The following is a 17,311-nucleotide window of genomic DNA, read 5'->3' on the forward strand; positions in this document are numbered from 1 at the left end:
TTTTTTATGCGTGACATCAAATCGCTGTGCGTTTACTGCGGATCCAACAGCGGCTCGCACCCCGAATACACCGAGGCGGCCATCGCCTTCGGGACACGAATGGCGAAGGAAGGCATCGCCCTGGTCTACGGGGGCGGCAAGGTCGGCCTGATGGGTACCGTGGCCGATGCCGTGCTTGCCGCGGGTGGCCGCGTCATTGGCGTCATTCCGCGCCAGCTGGTCGAGAAAGAAGTCGCGCATACGGGCCTCTCGGAGCTGCAGGTGCTCGAGACCATGCACGAGCGCAAGACGCGTATGTACGAACTGTCCGATGCCTTTGTCGCCCTGCCCGGCGGCTTCGGCACGATGGACGAGATGTTCGAGATGCTGACCTGGGCGCAGCTCGGTCTGCACAGCTATCCCTGCGCCTTCCTCAATGTGCGAGGCTTCTACTCCCACGTGTCGGCGAGCATGGACCACATGGTGGCGGAAGGCTTCGTCAGGCAGAACCAGCGCGAGCAGGTCTGGTTCGGCGACAGCATCGACGCGCTGTTCGACTGGATGAAGCACTACGAGTCGACCTACACACCCAAGTGGATCACCAAAGACGCCGTGTAGGAGCGCGCCCCGCGCGCGAAAGCCCCAAGCAGCCACCGCCAGGAAAGACGCCGCCGATGCCCCTCATGAAAGCCTTCCGCATCCACAGCGACGACACCGGCTATCGCGCCGGCGTCGAAACCATGGACACCGAAGCCCTGTCACCCGGCGAGGTACTGGTCAAAGCCGAGTGGTCCTCGGTGAACTACAAGGACGCCCTCGCCGGCACCGGTAAGGGAAAAATCCTGCGCACGTTCCCATTGAACGGCGGCATCGATGTCGCCGGCACGGTCGTCGCATCCACCGACACCCGCTTCAGAGAGGGTGACAAGGTGCTTGCTACCGGCAGCGGCCTCTCCGAGACCCGCGACGGCGGCTACGGCGAATACGTCCGGCTTCCGGCCGATCTGACCATTCCCCTTCCCGCCACACTGACCACGCGCGAGGCGATGATCCTGGGCACCGCCGGCTTCACCGCCGCGCTGGCGCTGCTGCGCATGACCGACAACCGGCAGACGCCGGACCTCGGCCCGATCGCCATCACCGGTGCCACGGGCGGCGTAGGCATGCTCGGCATCGATATCTTCACCCGGGCCGGCTATCAGGTGCACGCGATCAGCGGTAAAGCCGACCGCTTCGACTTCCTGCGAGGGCTCGGGGCGGTCGATTGCCTCGATCGCCACGCACTGAGCTTCAGCGGCAAGCCCATGGAATCGGCAAAATACGGCGGCCTGCTCGACAACGTCGGCGGCAAGACCCTGGCCGGCTTCCTTCCGATGATCGCGTCCTACGGCAACGCGGCGATCTGCGGCCTTGCTGGCAGCCCCGACCTCGCGACGACGGTCATGCCTTTCATCATTCGCGGGGTCAGCGTGCTGGGCGTGGCGTCCGCGGGTACGGGCCGGGCCATTCGCGATGAGGTATGGCAACGCCTGTCCAGTGACTGGAAACCACGCCATCTCGACACCATCTGCACGAAGGAGCTGGCACTTGAAGACGTGGCGAGCGTTTTCGACACCATGCTCGAGGGCGGTTCCTTCGGTCGAACCGTGGTCAGGATTGGCGGTTAAGTCGCTGTCCCGGAAGGTTTACGCCGCCGCACCATTGATACGGGCGCAGCGGTCGGTAGAATGGCGCATCGCCAGAGGCGCAACGCGCGACAGAATTACGTCGCCGTGGTTATCGAAGACGTTCGCCCGGATGGCGCACGTCACCAAGGAAAACGCATCGGGCATCGACCCGGGGGAAAGTGAATGGCTCGCATCCTGATCGTCGACGATTCGCCGTCGCAGTTGCTGGGAATCAAGCGCATCGTCGAGAAACTGGGCCACGAGGCCATCACCGCCGAAGACGGCGCCCAGGGCGTCGAAGTGGCCAAGCGTGAAATACCCGACCTCATCCTGATGGACGTCGTCATGCCCAACCTCAATGGGTTTCAGGCCACGCGCACCATCAGCAAGGAAGAAACGACCAAACACATCCCGATCATCCTGGTGACCACTAAGGATCAGGACACCGACAAGGTGTGGGGCCTGCGCCAGGGCGCGCGTGCTTACGTCGTCAAGCCGATCAAGGAAGACGAGCTGGTCGCGGCTCTGAAAGAGCATCTGCCAGGCTGATCCAGCCTGACGGCTGTCGAGCGGGTCTGCTCAAGGAGGTTGGCTCCGTTGGGAGCCAACCTCGTTGGCGTAAAAGCAGCCCGCGAAGGTCTTACCCCTTCCGCGGATCGAACCCCGCGAACGCATCCTTGAACTCCGCGTAGGCCGCCTGCTCTTCATGAGTCTCAGGCACCGGCACGCGGATCTCCAGCACGACGATCTGGTCGCCCGGCTCCGAACCCGGCAAACCCCGACCCTTCAGCCGCAGCTTGCGGCCCGACTGCGAGCCCGAGGGAATACGCAGGTCCACGTGACCGCCCAGCGTCGGCACGGGCACCGTGGCACCCAGCGCGGCCTCCCAGGGCGTAATCGGCAGCGTATGCGTGACCGTCCGCCCGTCCAGCCGGAATCGCGCGTCGTCGCGGATGCCGATCTCCAGTAAGAGGTCGCCTGACGGGCCACCGCCCATACCCGGGTGACCCTGCCCGCCGAGCCGGATGGTCTGCCCCGGCGTGATACCCGCCGGAATCTTTACCTCGAGCACGCGCTCGCCGCCGTTGGAATCGTTGAGCACGACCCGGGTCTTGCCGCCGTTGAAGGCGGTCTGCAGATCGGTCTCGATCCGCGCCTGGATGTCACGCCCGCGACGGGCCTGACTCTGCTGCTGACCACGACCGCGACCCGCGCCGCCGAACAGGCTCTCGAAGAAGTCGCTGAAGTCGCCGTTGCCGCGGCCGCCCATGTCGCCGAAGTCGAACCCACCACCACCCTGGCCAAAGCCCGGCGGCGGACGGAACTGCTCCCCCTGGCGATAGCCGCCGGCGCGGAACTGGTCGTACTGACGACGCTTCTCGGGATCCTTCAGGGCCTCATTGGCCTCGTTGATCGCCTTGAACTTCTCTTCGGCACCCGCCTCTTTGTTCTTGTCGGGGTGGTATTTGCGGGCAAGCTTGCGGTACGCCGCCTTGATCTCGGCGTCGGTCGCGTCGGGCTTGACCCCTAATGCTTCGTAGTAATCCTTGAACTCCACAGGCTCTCCCGGGCTTGTGTCGACACCATTAAAACGAAATGCCCGCGGCGGACAGCGTCCACCGCGGGCCTGACCTGCAAGCTTAGAGCGAATCAGCCCACGGCGTTAACTACAATACGCCGAGGAGCGCTTTCCGCCTTCTTCGGGATGGCGATTTCCAGCACACCGTTGCTTCCCGACGCGGTAATACCTTCGGCATCGGCGCTTTCCGGCAGGGTGAAGCTACGCTTGAACGCACCCACGGTCCGCTCAACCCGGCTGAACTTGCCCTCGGTCTCACTGGCGAATGCCTTGCGCTCGCCCTTGATGCTGAGCACGTTCTTTTCCATCTGGATGTCGATGGCGGCCAGATCCACACCCGGCACATCAGCAAGGATCAGGAAGCGACCGGCTTCCTCACGAATGTCGACACGCGGCGCCCACGCGCTCTCGGCCTGCCTGGCCGGCGCGGGAATCTCGTTGCCGAAAAGGTGATCGAAGACGTTGCGGACATCGCTGGCGAACACCGGCGCACGACGGAACGACACCTGACGAAGCTGGTTCATCTGTTTGACTCCCAAGAAGTTTTTCGGCCCGTGGCCGTCTGGGAAGAAAGATATGACCGACCCGGCGCGATTCAAGAGGGCGACGGTTGCGGTTGCCGTCGCTTCAGGGAAATGGCCTTCACGTACACTCGGGGCTTTCCTCCACGAAGGACCTTGCCATGACCATCGCAGTTGGCGACCGCATCCCCGAGGGCACCCTTACCGTCTTCAAGGAAGGTATCGAAACCGTGACCAGCACCGACGTGCTCGGCCAGGGCAAGGTCGTCTTGTTCGCCGTCCCTGGCGCCTTTACTCCCACCTGCTCGAACAAGCACCTGCCCGGCTACATTCAGCACATGGAAGATTTCCGCGAGCGCGGGGTCAAGGTCGCCTGCCTGTCGGTCAACGACGCCTTCGTGATGCACGCCTGGGGCGAGTCGCAGGGCGTCCCCGAGGACCTGGTGATGCTGGGCGATGGCAATGCCACGTTTGCCAAAGCGCTGGGCCTTGAACTCGACGGCACGAAGAACGGCATGGGCATTCGCGCAAAGCGCTTCGCCATGTACATCGAGGATGGCGTGGTGAAGGTGCTGAATGTCGAGGCACCAGGCGAGTTTCGTGTGTCGATGGCCGAGACTGTCCTGGCTGCGATCGACGCCTGAGCGTTGTGGCGTAAGCCGCGTCCTGCGCACGGGCTCGGCTTCGCCATCGCGTTGGCTGTTCGCGCTGAGGGATGAGCGCCGTTGGGTGCCATTCTCGTCGCTAAGTCCTCCTTCGGCCTACGCCTACGTGCGGAAGCGCTCCGAGAACGACACCCAACGGCGCCCTCCACCCCATGAGGCAGCGGATAGAAAAGCAATGAGCAAAGCTACGTGACGTATCGCCGCGCGCCACTGCGCTCGCCTCCCAACCCGCCGCATCGTCGGAAGGGAGTTGTCGGCTGCCGTTTCCTGGAGCGATTCCGCACGTAGGCGAAGGCCGGAGGAGGACTTAGCGACAGGAAACGGCAGCCGACGACTCCCCCGCCTCGACGCGCGAAAAAAAACCCCGCGTCTCCGCGGGGTTCTTCTTTAGCCTTCCGTCGGCTCAGTCGGCTCGTCCGGGTCGCCCTCACCCGTCGGCCCACTCTCCACCGGCGGCAGATCGGCCGCGACGTCACCGTCAACCGTCACGTCACCCTCGCCTTCGATCTCGAGCTCTTCCTCGGCCTCGAGACGGACGATACCGATCAGGGTCTCGTCCTTCGGCAGCTTGATCAGCGTGACGCCCTGCGTGTTACGGCTGAGCTGGGAGACTTCCGAGACGCGCGTACGCACCAGCGTGCCCTGGTCGGAGATCAGCATCAGCTGTTGGGCCTCGGTGACCTGCGTGGCGGCGACCAGCTTGCCGTTACGCTCGGAGCACTGGATGCCGATGACACCTTGCGTGCCGCGGCCCTTCTTCGGGAACTCCTCGAGCACGGTCCGCTTGCCATAGCCACGCGCCGTTGCCGTGAGGATATCGCCCTCGCCCTTCGCGACGATCAGCGAGACGACTTCGGTGTCTTCGGCCAGACGCATGCCGCGCACGCCGGTGGCCGTACGGCCCATCGAGCGCACGGTGCCTTCGTCGAAACGCACGACCTTGCCGTTGGACGCGAACAGCAGAACGTCGCTTTCGCCCGAGGTCATGGCCACGTCGACCAGTGCATCGCCCTCGTCGAGGTTGATCGCGGCCTTGCCCTTCTGCAGCTGGAACGCGAATTCCGTGAGTGGCGTCTTCTTGACCGTACCGTTGCGGGTGGCAAAGAACACGAAGCAGGTCGGGTCGTAATCGCGCACCGGCAAGACGGCCTGCACCTTCTCGCCCTCACCCAGCGGCAGCAGGTTGACGATGGGCTTGCCACGCGCGCCAGGACCGGCTTCCGGCATCTGGTAGACCTTGAGCCAATAGACGCGACCGGTGCTGGTAAAGGTGAGCAGCGTGTCGTGCGTGTTGACCACCCACAGCTGCTGCACCACGTCTTCGTCTTTCAGCGCCGAGGCCGAACGACCCTTGCCGCCACGCTTCTGCGCCCGGTACAGGCTCGCAGCCTGACGCTTGATGTAGCCGGTGTGCGACAGCGTGACCACGACGTCTTCCGGCGCGATCAGGTCGAGGACGTTGAGGTCCTCCTGCGAGTGCTGGATCTCGGTGCGACGGGCGTCGCCGTAATCCGTGCGGATCTGCTCGAGCTCGCCACGAATGACTTCGAGCAGCACCGCCGGGTTTTCGAGAATCTCGATGAGGCCACGGATGGCTTCGAGGATTTCCTTGTATTCGTCGGAGAGCTTTTCCTGCTCCAGACCCGTGAGGCGATGCAGACGCATCTGCAGGATCTCCGTCGCCTGGGCTTCGGACAACTGGTAGCCGTCGTCACGCAGTCCATCGCGCGGATCCATGTCTTCCGGACGCGACGATGCCGCACCGGCGGCATCGAGCAGCGCCTTGACCAGACCCGGCTCCCAGCGACGGGCGACCATACGCTCGCGTGCTTCGGTCGAGGAAGCCGACGTGCGGATCAGTTCGATCATCTCGTCGATGTTGGCGAGCGCGACCGTCAGGCCTTCAAGGATATGCGCGCGCTGACGCGCCTTGCGCAGATCGAAGATGGTGCGACGGGTGACGACTTCGCGGCGGTGACGGATGAACGCCTCGAGGATGTCCTTGAGGTTGAGCAGCTTCGGCTGGCCATCGAGCAGCGCGACCATGTTGATGCCGAACGTGACCTGCAGCTGCGTCTGCTGGAACAGATTGTTCAGCACGACGTCGGCCATGGCGTCACGGCGGATCTCGATGACCACGCGCATGCCGTCCTTGTCGGACTCGTCGCGCAGCTCGCTGATGCCTTCGAGCTTCTTTTCCTTGACCAGCTCGGCGATCTTCTCGATCAGACGCGCCTTGTTGACCTGGTAAGGCAGCTCGTGGATCAGGATCGTCTCGCGGCCGTTGGCCTCGGTTTCGATCTCGGCGCGGGCGCGCACGAGGATGCGGCCACGGCCGGTACGGTAGGCCTCGACGATGCCCGACGAGCCGTTGATGATGCCGGCGGTCGGGAAATCCGGGCCCGGAACGAAGGTCATCAGCTCGTCCACACCGAGCGAGGGATCCTCGATCAGTGCGAGTACGGCGTTGATCACCTCGGTCATGTTGTGCGGCGGGATGTTCGTCGCCATGCCGACGGCGATACCGGCCGAACCGTTGACGAGCAGATTGGGCACGCGCGCGGGAAGGACCAGCGGCTCGCTTTCGCTTTCGTCGTAGTTAGGCCCGAAATCGACGGTCTCCTTGTCGATGTCGGCGAGCAGCTCGTGCGTGAGGCGCGACATGCGCACCTCGGTGTATCGCATGGCTGCGGCGTTGTCGCCGTCGACCGAACCGAAGTTACCCTGGCCGTCGACCAGCATGTAACGCAGCGAGAACGGCTGAGCCATACGGACGATGGCGTCGTATACCGACGAATCGCCATGAGGATGGTATTTACCGATCACGTCACCGACGACGCGCGCCGATTTCTTGTAAGCACGGTTCCAACCGTTACCGAGTTCGTTCATGGCGAACAGAACGCGTCGATGCACCGGCTTCAGGCCGTCGCGGACATCGGGGAGTGCGCGGCCGACGATGACGCTCATGGCGTAATCGAGGTAGCTCTGACGCATCTCGTCTTCGATGTTGACGCGGATGATTTCTTTGGCGAGTTCTGCCATCAAACGGCTTCCTGGATGTCCATCAAAATGCCCCCGTCGCCCGCATGTGTCGCGGTATGGCGAAGCGGTCGACCCAACCCATCGATGATATCACAACCGAAGCCGAAAAGACAGCGAAAAACGGCGTAAAAACAATGACTTACGTAAGTGTTTTCGGCGCACGGAAAACCAGGGTCCTGGCGAACAGATAATTCGCCGTCGCCCCTGCCGCGGAGCCGAACGCGATAGCCACCGCCGGCCACGGGCGAAGGCCCGGAAACGCCTGCAGCACCAGCAGATACACGCCGTTGTTGATCACCGCGCCGACGGCCATCAAAGCCATCCAGTGCAGCCATTCCGCGCGTGCGCCGCGACCGGAATCGCGATGCGCGAAGGTGTGCCGGCTGTTCCACCACCAGGTGAACGTCGCGGCGGACAGGAACGACACCACGCGCGCCGTGTAGACGTTCCAGCCGACGAAGCCGACCAGTGCCTGCGCCATGCCCGCGTCGACGCAGAGACCGAGCACACCGCCCGCCGCGAACAGAGCGACTTCGCGGCGGATGTGCTTCACGGAAACAGGATCCGCATCTGCTCTTCGTCGGGCCTCAGGATCACGCCGCGCTCGGTGACGATCGCGTCGATCAGCTCGGCGGGCGTCACGTCGAACACGGGGTTCCAGGCGTCCGCACCTTCAATGACGGTGCGCGTGCCGGACATCGACAGGAGCTCGGCCGCGTCGCGCAGTTCGATCTCGATATCGTCGCCATTGGCCGTCGCCATGTCGACCGTCGTCGACGGTGCCACCACCATGAACTTGACGCCATGATGCCGCGCCGCGATGGCCAGCTGGTAGGTACCGATCTTGTTGGCCGTGTCGCCGTTGGCCGCGATGCGGTCGGCGCCGACGATCACCCACTTCACCTTGCCGTCCTTCATCAGGTGCGACGCGGCGGAGTCGGCGATCAGACGTGCGGGGATGCCGTCCCGAACGAGTTCCCACATGGTCAGGCGGGCACCCTGCTGCCACGGCCGCGTTTCACCGGCGTAGACCTGCTCGATATGGCCGGACGCCACGCCGGCGCGAATGACGCCGAGCGCCGTGCCGTAGCCGGCCGTCGCGAGAGAACCCGTGTTGCAGTGCGTGAGTACATGCGACCCGGGCTCGATCAGCGCAGCGCCGAGTTCGCCCATGTGACGATTGGCGGCGAGATCCTCGTCCTGAATGGCTTGCGCCTCGCGTTCGAGTGCATCTGTGTCGGCCCCATCGAGGATGCACCGGTTCATGCGATCCAGCGCCCACATCAGGTTCACCGCCGTGGGCCGCGCGGCGCGCAGAGTCGCGAGGGCCGCGGGCAGGTCTTCGCCCGCCTTCGCCGCCAGTACCACGCCCCAGGCGGCCGCGATGCCGATGGCCGGCGCACCGCGCACGGCGAGGTCGCGAATGGCCGTGGTCACCTGATCGGACGTCGTGCTGTCGAACCAGATTTCCTCGGCGGGGAGGCGGCGCTGATCGAGCAGGCGCAGACGGTCGCCGTGCCACTGCACGGCGCGAATGGAGTCATGGGAGGCGGTCGTATTCATCGCAGCATTATCGCATTCCCACCGGCCGGACGGAGCCAGCGCGGAAAACCCTGCGCAGTCCCCACCCAGGCCGTGCGCCGACCGGAAGGACTCAGCGATCCGCCAGCCACTCATGAATGGCCGGGGGCACCAGCTTCTGCGCGCGGCCCGACACGTAGATACCGATGTGACCGCCCTGGAAGGCCAGCGCCGTGTAATCGGTGCTTCCGATCGCGTCCCCGAGCGGTTTCGATGCGGCAGGCGGCACGAGGTGATCCTGCTCGGCGTAGATGTTCAGCACGGGCTGAGTGATGTTTTTCAGGTCGATGCGGTGGCGCCCGACCTTCGCCTCGCCCTTGATCAGAAGGTTCTTCTGGAAGAAGTCGCGCGCGAACTCGCGGAAGGCCTCGCCCGCCTGATCCGGCGAATCGAAGATCCACTTTTCCATGCGCAGAAAATTTTCGACTTCCCTGGGATTGTCGAGGACGTCGACCAGGCCCACGTATTTCTGCTGATTGAGCCGCACGGGTTTCAGCGTCAGGTAGGCGAAGTTCATCAGGTCGGCGGGGATGTTGCCCATCGTGTCGACGAACAGGTCGATGTCGACGTTACGCGCCCAGTGCGACAGCATGTTGTCCGGCGTATGGAAGTCCACCGGCGTGACCATGGTGACGAGGTTGCGGACCTTTTCCGGATGCAGCGCGGCGTAGCAAAGAGAGAACACCCCGCCCTGGCAGATGCCGAGCAGGTTCAGCGATTCGTCGCCATGGCGGTCGCGAACCGCGTCCACGCAGCGATCGAGGTAGCCGTCGATATAGTCCTCGAGGGTGAGCCAGCGATCGGCGCCGTCGGGGTAACCCCAGTCGATGAGGTAGACGTCTTCTCCCTGATCGAGCAGGTTGCGCACCATCGAGCGGTCTTCCTGCAGGTCGACCATCCACGGCGTGTTGACCAGCGCATAGCAGATCAGCAGCGGCGTTTTCGCGGTGGGCTTCTTCTCACCCCTGAAGTGCCAGACGGTGAGCTTGTCTTCGGTATAGACGGCTTCGCGCGGCGTCGTACCCAGTTCGATGGGGCCGACATGTCTGAGCGTTTCCATGCCGGCTTCGAGCTTGCGGCGGAACGCGTCGACCTCGGCCTGTGCGCGGGCGGGATCGAACGAGAACGGGTTATCGGTCATCGGCTGCCGCCCCGGGAGGTGGCTTTCCTGGCCGTGACTTTTTTAGCGGCGGCTTTTTTAGCTGCGACTTTCCTGGGTGCGGTCTTTGAGGGTGCGGTCTTTGAGGGTGCGCCCTTCGAGGGTGCGCCCTTCGAGGGCGCCGTCTCCACGGGCACGGATGTCCTGGGCTCGGCCTTCTTCGGCTCACCACCGCGCAGCGATGCAATCTCCGCCTTCAGCGCCTCGACTTCAGCCGCCACGCCCTGCAACTGACGCAGTTCACGACGCACCGCCTGCAGCCGCTCGCCGAGACGATCGACCTCGGTTCGCGTGGGCATGCCCGTCTGTACCGCAAAGCGCTCGACCTGCTTCTGTTGCAGCAGCCTGAGGCGCATCTGCGCATTCACCAGGGACGCATAGACGTCCTTGAATTCTTCCGACAGCGCAGCCTCACCGTAACTTTCCTCGGCGAGGTTCACCCAGCGGTCGTATACCGAGCGCATGGAGTCCGCGTCCGTCGGCGGCGCCTGCTCGCGGAGCGCCGCGCCGGCGCGATCCTGCACACCCTGCAACAGCGTCTGGTAGCGCTGGTAATGTTCCGCGTAGTCGATCCAGGCGCGCAGCAAGGCCTGCTGTTCTTCCTGCTGTTCACGCGTCAGGCCGAAGGCGGGCATCGACAGCGTTTCACGCGCGACGCGTGCCCAGTCATCGAAGTTCTGCGTACCGGGCTGGGCGGAAGCCCCGGGAGGCGCGCCATAGCCGAACGGTCCCGCTCCGGCGGCGCCTGCGGCGAACGGTGGCATGCCCGGACCGCCTGCGCCGTAAGGCATGGGACCCGGTCCCGTGGCGCCGAAGGGCGGCATGCCGCCCATGGGAAACGGCGGCGCACCGGCGGGCTCGCCCGACGTGAACGAACGCATCCAGTCACCGTAGCCGCCCAGACCGCCAAACATGCGGCTCATGATGTCGGCAGGAGGCACTCCGGGAGCGGTATCGCCCTTGGGATCGAACTGACGGGACCACGCCTCCAGGCCGTCGCGCACGAGGGCCTGGTACTGGTCAATGAAATCGTGGGGTTTATCGGCCATGGGTCTATGTTACGGCACCCGTCGGGCCGCTGCGCCCCGGATCAGGGGGCGATCGTGAACACCGCCTCCTGTTCGGCCCGCGAGCTGCCACCGACCCATACCGTGTACCGGGTCGCCTCGACCACCTGCCTGCTTCTCGCATTCCAGAAGGACAGCTCCGGGAAGCCGAGCTGGAAGGACACCCGCTTCGACTCACCCGGCTGCAGGGGCACCCGTTGGAAGCCCTGCAGCCCGCGCACCGGCTGGGAAACACTGGCGCCGACGTTGCGCACGTAGAGCTGCGCCACCTCCGTCGCAGCACGACGACCCGTGTTCGTCACCGTGGCCGTCACGGTGACGAGGTTTCGCGCATCGGAGCGATTCGCCTCGGCCAACGGCACGGACGCGCGCGAGACGCGGACGTCCGAATAACTGAACGTCGTGTACGACAGGCCGTGACCGAACGGATAGAGCGCATCGTTGGGTGCGTCGATATAACGCGATACGTAGGTCGTGTCGTGCGAGGGTGGCTGATGCGTATCGATATCGCCTGCGGGGCGCCCGGTCGGGAGTGCGTTGTAATACAGCGGCTCCTGCCCTTCCGTGTACGGGAAACTCATGGTCAGCTTGCCGCTCGGTGCCACATCGCCGAACAGTACATTGGCCACCGCGTTACCCGCCTCGGCACCCGGGAACCACACCGCCATGATTGCCGGTACATGCGCGTCGGCCCAGACAAGTACGAGCGGCCGCCCGGAGAACACCAGCAGCACGACGGGCTTGCCGGTGGCGACCACCTGCTCGAGCAACTTCTGCTGATTGCCGGGCAGCCCGAGGTGCGCGCGGGCGCCGGCTTCACCACTCATGTCGGCGGCTTCACCGAGTGCCATCACGACCACGTCCGCTTGCGCGGCGGCCTTGAGCGCCTCGGCAAAACCGGCGTCGGAATCGTCGTCGATCCCGGTGCCCTTCGCGTAGATCAGCTCGCCGCCCTGCGCTTTCATCCGGCCGGCGAGCCCCTTGCGTACCGTGGTGAAGTCATCGAACGTGCGCGCCCCACCCCACGGGCCCTGCATCTCGCTGACCGCATCCGCCAACGGACCGATCAACGCGACCTTTCGCGCACCGGGACCGAGCGGAAGCAAGGGCGCGGTACCCACGCGGTCGTTCTTCAGCAACACGAACGACTCCTCCGCCGCACGGCGCGCCAATGCGTGGTTGGCCGCCGCGGGCGCCTTCAGCTCAACGGTGCGTGCATAGGGATGCTCGAAAAGACCCAGCGCGAACTTCACCCGCAGGACGCGACGCACCGCCTCGTCGACTGTCGCCATCGAGAGCTTGCCCTGCTCCAGCAAGACCGGAATCTGGGTGTCGTAGTAATGGCTCATCATGTCCATCTCCACACCCGCCTCGAGCGCTTTGCGCGTCGCGGCAGCCGCATCGGACGCGATGCCGTGGTGAGTCAGTTCCATGATCGCCGTGTAGTCGCTGACCACGAAGCCGTTGAAGCCCCACTCCTTCCGCAGCACATCGGTCATGAGGTAGGGATCGGCGGTGGCCGGCACGCCGTTCAGCGCGTTGAACGCACTCATCATCGTCGCCGCACCCGCTTCGACCGCCGCGCGATACGGCGGCAGATACACCTGGCGCAGGCGTACGTCCGACATGTCCGTCGTGTTGTATTCACGCCCCGCTTCCGCGGCACCATACGCCGCAAAGTGCTTTACCGAGGCGGCCACGCTATCCGGGCTCGCCAGGTCATCACCCTGATACCCGAGGATGTACGCGCGCGCCATGGCGGAACCCAGGTAGGCGTCCTCTCCCGAGCCTTCCGCCGAACGCCCCCAACGCGCATCGCGCGAGACATCGACCATGGGTGAGAACACCCACTTCACCCCGCCGCCGGTCGCTTCCAGCGCAGCCATCCGCGAGAGGTCCTGCACGAGCCGCGGATCCCATGTCGCCGACAGTGCGAGAGGGATGGGATAGATGGTGCGGTAGCCGTGGATGATGTCCGCGCCGAACAATAACGGGATGCCAAGACGGCTTTTCAGAGCGGCCTCCTGAAAAGGCCGCGTCTTTTCCGCGCCGACCAGATTGAGTACCGATCCCAGCTGGCCTCGGCGCGCCAATGCCATCGTGTCGACCTGCGTACGCGTTTCGGGATTGGGCGCGAAGGCGTCGTTATCGCCGCCGGCCGACGCGCCCTGGGCCGCGTACTGGACCAGCTGACCGATTTTCTCCTGCAACGTCATACGCGCGAGGAGTGCGTCGACCTTGTTCCCGATATCGGGCGAGGCGATCTGCGCATTGGACGGCCTTGCAGCCATGTCCGCAGGCAGCGCCGTGTCGGCCGCGACGGGTGCCGTGGCGGTACCGAGCAACGCGACGCAGAGAGTGAGGCGAACGGTGTAAGGCATGACGGCTCCGGAAACGATAACCGCCCGAGACTGCCAGCGAAACGTTTACATCGCCATCGGTGCGCGTCGCGGATAAGCGAATTCAGCGCGCCCCAAAACCCTCGAGAAACAGATCGACCCGATGTGCGGTCCGTGCCTTCACGGACGCATCCTGCTCGACGGCGAGCGAGATGGCCATGATCACGCAGACCAGATCGCCGATGGTCACGTCCGGGCGCATGACGCCCGTCTGCTGCGCCCAGAGGAGCAGCCGGCACCCTTCCGCCGTGCTCGCGTGGCATCCCGGCGTTTCGCTTCGCAGCACCGCGCCCAGCGTTGCCGCCAGTCCCCGGTAGTGCGTCGTATGAGCGACGAGTTCGGTGACAAACATCCGGATGGAGGCCATGGGGCCGAGCTCGTCACGCTGACGGCTGGCATCGGCGATCGCCAGAAGACGCTCGTCACTCATGGCCGCGAGAAGGTCTTCCCGGGTGGGGAATCGACGGTAGAGCGTACCGATGCCGACGTTGGCGCGCCTGGCGACCTCCTCCAGCGAAGCATCCGCACCGCGCTCCACGAAGACGGCTTCGGCGGCCTCGAGAATCCGCGCACGGTTACGGGCCGCATCCGCGCGCAGCGGCGCCTCGTCACTGACCATCTTCTTGTTCATCGACGCCCTCGATTGCAAAGCGGATGATGCCTCCATATAGTAAATGGAGCAATCCTCCACTTAGACAAGGATCAGATATGGCAACGCGGTTTGAAAACAAGGTCGTCGTCATCACGGGCGGCAGCGAAGGCATCGGTCTCGCCACGGCGCGGCAGTTCGCCGCCGAGGGCGCGAAGGTCTATATCACCGGACGCCGACAGGACCGTCTCGACGAGGCGGTGGCCACGATCGGCCACGGGGCGGTCGGCGTCCAGGGCGACGCCTCGAACCTGGACGATCTCGACCGGCTATACGACCGGGTGAAGCGGGACCACGGCACGCTGGACGTCGTTTTCGCGAACGCCGGCGTGGCGGAAGTCGAACCGCGACCCGTGGGATCGATCGACGAGGCGGGCTTCGATCACGTCTTCGGGCTCAACGTGCGCGGCCTGCTCTTCAGCGTGCAGAAGGCGCTTCCCCTGCTGCAGGACGGTGGCGCGATCGTCCTCAACGGCTCGGTTGCCGGCAGCAAGGGTTTCCCGGGCCAGTCGCTGTACAACGCGAGCAAGGCCGCCGTCCGGTCGTTTGCGCGCAGCTGGACGACAGACCTGAAGGACCGGGGCATCCGGGTGAATGTCGTGTCGCCAAGCGGCACCGAGACGAACCCGATGCGTCGCTATCTCGAGGCACGCCCCGGGGTCGAGGACATCATCAACCAGATGGTGCCGATGGGACGTCTGGGGCAGCCGGATGAGGTGGCACGGGCGGTGCTTTTCCTGGCGTCCGGCGAGAGCAGCTATATCGCCGGCACGGAATTGTTTGTAGATGGGGGGTCGATGGCGGTGTGAGGCTTGGTGACAAAAAAAAACGGCGCCTCGCGGCGCCGTTTTTTAGACGTACAAGGCGATGAATCAGCCCGTGACGTTTTCATCTTCGGTGACGGCCTTCATCGACAGGCGGATACGGCCCTGCTTGTCGACTTCGAGGACCTTGACCTTGACGATGTCGCCTTCCTTGAGCTTGTCGGAAACCTTCTCGACGCGCTCGCTGGAGATCTGCGACACGTGCACCAGACCATCCTTGCCCGGCATGATCGTGACGAATGCACCGAAGTCCATCAGCTTGGCGACCTTGCCTTCGTAGATGCGGCCCGGCTCGACGTCGGAGACGATCTGCTCGATGCGCTTGCGGGCAGCTTCGGCTGCTTCGCGGTTCACCGAGGCGATCACGACGTTGCCGTCGTCCGTGATGTCGATCGTGGTACCGGTCTCTTCCGTGATCGAACGGATGGTCGCGCCACCCTTGCCGATCACTTCGCGGATCTTGTCCGGGTGGATCTTGATCGTGAGCAGGCGCGGTGCGAACTCGCTCATTTCCGAGCGGGCTTCGGTGATGCACTTGGCCATTTCGCCGAGGATGTGCAGACGACCGCGCTTGGCCTGGGCCAGCGCCGAACGCATGATCTCTTCGGTGATGCCGTCGACCTTGATGTCCATCTGCAGCGCGGAAACGCCATCGGCGGTACCGGCCACCTTGAAGTCCATGTCACCGAGGTGATCTTCGTCACCGAGGATGTCGGACAGCACGACGAAGTCGTTGCCTTCCTTCACCAGACCCATGGCGATACCGGCGACGGCCGACTTCAGCGGAACGCCCGCGTCCATCATGGCCAGCGACGAACCGCAGACCGATGCCATCGACGAGGAACCGTTCGACTCGGTGATTTCCGAGACGACGCGGATCACGTACGGGAACTCTTCGATCGTCGGCTTGACCGCCTGCACACCGCGCTTCGCGAGACGGCCGTGGCCGATTTCGCGACGCTTCGGGCTGCCGACGCGACCGGTCTCGCCGACCGAGAACGGAGGGAAGTTGTAATGGAAGAGGAACGTGTCCTTCCACTCGCCTTCCGGCGCGTCGATGAGCTGCGAGTCACGCGTGGTGCCGAGCGTGGCAACGACCAGCGCCTGGGTTTCACCGCGGGTGAACAGCGCCGAACCGTGCGTGCGCGGCAGGACGCCGACGCGCACCGAGATCGGGCGGACGTCGTCGAGCTGTCGACCGTCGATACGGACCTTGGTGCTGAGCACGCCGTCGCGCAGGGTGCGGTACTCGACTTCGCCGAAGGCGTTGCCGATGTCGCCATCGGTCCAGCCATTGGCTTCGGCGTCGGCGGCGATGGAAGCCTTCACGTCGCTCTTGAGCGCGCTGATGACGTCACGACGCGCCAGTTTGTCGCGGATCTGGAAGGCTTCGGCGAAACGGTTGCCGACGGCGGCCTTGACCGCGTCGTACAGGGCCGTCTTGGCCGCCGGGGCTTCCCACTTGAACGTCTTGGCGCCGGCTTCGGCGACGAAGGCGTTGATCGTGTCGATCGCCGCCTGCATCTGCTGGTGGCCGAAGACCACCGAGCCGAGCATGACGTCTTCGCTGAGCAGCTTGGCTTCCGACTCGACCATCATCACGGCGCTGGACGTACCGGCCACGACGAGGTCGAGGTCCGAGGTCTTCAGCTGCGTGGCGGTCGGGTTGAGGATGTACTGGCCGTTGGCGTAGCCGACGCGCGCCGCACCGATCGGGCCCTTGAAGGGCACACCGGCGAGCGACATGGCCGCGGAGGCACCGAGCAGCGCCGGGATGTCACCGTCGACTTCCGGGTTCAGCGAGACGACCTGGGCGATGACCTGGATCTCGTTGCGGAACTCTTCCGGGAACAGCGGACGAAGCGGACGATCGATGAGGCGCGAAGTCAGCGTCTCCTTCTCGGTCGGACGGCCTTCGCGCTTGAAGAAGCCACCCGGGATGCGACCCGCGGAGTAGAACTTCTCCATGTAGTCGACCGTGAGGGGGAAGAAGTCCTGGCCTTCGCGCGCCTTGGGCGCCGCGACGACCGTCACCAGGACGACGGTGCCGCCCATGCTGACCATGACCGCACCGGAGGCCTGCCGGGCGATTTCGCCCGTCTCCAGTGTGACTTCGTGAGAACCGTACTGGAATGACTTGGTTACTTTCGCCACTTCGATCTCTCCTCGTCCTGTTCCG

At 64.7% G+C, this 17,311-nt stretch carries 15 protein-coding genes; 5 read left to right on the forward strand and 10 right to left on the reverse strand.

The features are described 5' to 3' along the window. Window positions 1–6: 6 nt before the first annotated feature. The 3 genes from FA87_RS11350 to pilH all read left to right on the forward strand — a co-directional run bounded on the left by FA87_RS11350 (window position 7) and on the right by pilH (window position 2,195). Entirely contained in the window at window positions 7–597 is a 591-nt protein-coding gene (locus tag FA87_RS11350) for a TIGR00730 family Rossman fold protein (protein ID WP_043694642.1), read from the forward strand. A 56-nt stretch (window positions 598–653) separates the two neighbouring features. Next, window positions 654–1,646: an acryloyl-CoA reductase gene (locus FA87_RS11355; RefSeq protein ID WP_043694645.1), complete on the forward strand. Its 993-nt coding sequence runs from the start codon at window positions 654–656 to the stop codon at window positions 1,644–1,646. Window positions 1,647–1,829: 183 nt separating this feature from the next. Beyond that, window positions 1,830–2,195 (forward strand): twitching motility response regulator PilH, encoded by a 366-nt coding sequence (gene pilH, locus FA87_RS11360; protein WP_036112304.1) that lies wholly within the window; start codon window positions 1,830–1,832, stop codon window positions 2,193–2,195. 91 nt (window positions 2,196–2,286) lie between these two features. Here the strand turns inward: pilH and FA87_RS11365 are convergent, their stop codons facing one another. Both FA87_RS11365 and FA87_RS11370 read right to left on the reverse strand, forming a co-directional pair. Continuing rightward, window positions 2,287–3,204, reverse strand: a complete 918-nt coding sequence (locus FA87_RS11365; RefSeq protein WP_036112301.1) for a DnaJ C-terminal domain-containing protein — start codon at window positions 3,202–3,204, stop codon at window positions 2,287–2,289. 92 nt (window positions 3,205–3,296) lie between these two features. After that, window positions 3,297–3,749, reverse strand: a complete 453-nt coding sequence (locus FA87_RS11370) for an Hsp20/alpha crystallin family protein (RefSeq protein ID WP_043694648.1) — start codon at window positions 3,747–3,749, stop codon at window positions 3,297–3,299. Window positions 3,750–3,907: 158 nt separating this feature from the next. Here FA87_RS11370 and FA87_RS11375 point away from each other — a divergent pair, with 158 nt between their 5' ends. Next, window positions 3,908–4,390, forward strand: a complete 483-nt coding sequence (locus FA87_RS11375) for a peroxiredoxin (RefSeq protein WP_036112295.1) — start codon at window positions 3,908–3,910, stop codon at window positions 4,388–4,390. 408 nt (window positions 4,391–4,798) lie between these two features. Here FA87_RS11375 and gyrA read toward each other — a convergent pair whose 3' ends face one another. From gyrA to FA87_RS11410, 7 genes are all read right to left on the reverse strand, one after another. After that, entirely contained in the window at window positions 4,799–7,453 is a 2,655-nt protein-coding gene (gene gyrA, locus FA87_RS11380; RefSeq protein WP_036112292.1) for a DNA gyrase subunit A, read from the reverse strand. Between the two features lie 139 nt (window positions 7,454–7,592). Beyond that, window positions 7,593–8,006, reverse strand: coding sequence for a GtrA family protein (locus FA87_RS11385; RefSeq protein WP_239709074.1), 414 nt, complete (start codon window positions 8,004–8,006; stop codon window positions 7,593–7,595). Continuing rightward, window positions 8,003–9,016, reverse strand: coding sequence for an S-methyl-5-thioribose-1-phosphate isomerase (gene mtnA, locus FA87_RS11390; protein WP_043694651.1), 1,014 nt, complete (start codon window positions 9,014–9,016; stop codon window positions 8,003–8,005). Before mtnA ends, FA87_RS11385 begins: the two co-directional genes overlap by 4 nt. Before the next feature lie 91 nt (window positions 9,017–9,107). Continuing rightward, the gene (locus FA87_RS11395; protein WP_036112288.1) at window positions 9,108–10,175 is read right to left on the reverse strand and encodes a class III poly(R)-hydroxyalkanoic acid synthase subunit PhaC; all 1,068 of its coding nucleotides are present in this window, start codon (window positions 10,173–10,175) and stop codon (window positions 9,108–9,110) included. Then, window positions 10,172–11,242 (reverse strand): poly(R)-hydroxyalkanoic acid synthase subunit PhaE, encoded by a 1,071-nt coding sequence (locus FA87_RS21315; RefSeq protein WP_052191322.1) that lies wholly within the window; start codon window positions 11,240–11,242, stop codon window positions 10,172–10,174. Before FA87_RS21315 ends, FA87_RS11395 begins: the two co-directional genes overlap by 4 nt. A 41-nt stretch (window positions 11,243–11,283) precedes the next feature. Further along, window positions 11,284–13,641, reverse strand: a complete 2,358-nt coding sequence (locus FA87_RS11405) for a glycoside hydrolase family 3 N-terminal domain-containing protein (RefSeq protein WP_052191323.1) — start codon at window positions 13,639–13,641, stop codon at window positions 11,284–11,286. Window positions 13,642–13,723: 82 nt separating this feature from the next. After that, window positions 13,724–14,290, reverse strand: a complete 567-nt coding sequence (locus tag FA87_RS11410) for a TetR/AcrR family transcriptional regulator (protein ID WP_043694654.1) — start codon at window positions 14,288–14,290, stop codon at window positions 13,724–13,726. 77 nt (window positions 14,291–14,367) lie between these two features. On the opposite strand from FA87_RS11410, the gene FA87_RS11415 reads away from it, so the two are divergent. Continuing rightward, complete coding sequence (locus tag FA87_RS11415) at window positions 14,368–15,117, forward strand: glucose 1-dehydrogenase (RefSeq protein ID WP_043694656.1); 750 nt, start codon at window positions 14,368–14,370, stop codon at window positions 15,115–15,117. 63 nt (window positions 15,118–15,180) lie between these two features. On the opposite strand, the gene pnp is transcribed toward FA87_RS11415, so the two are convergent. Continuing rightward, window positions 15,181–17,286, reverse strand: a complete 2,106-nt coding sequence (gene pnp / locus FA87_RS11420) for a polyribonucleotide nucleotidyltransferase (protein WP_036112279.1) — start codon at window positions 17,284–17,286, stop codon at window positions 15,181–15,183. Window positions 17,287–17,311: the final 25 nt, after the last annotated feature.

Source organism: Luteibacter sp. 9133 (assembly GCF_000800155.1).
Taxonomy (GTDB): domain Bacteria; phylum Pseudomonadota; class Gammaproteobacteria; order Xanthomonadales; family Rhodanobacteraceae; genus Luteibacter; species Luteibacter mycovicinus.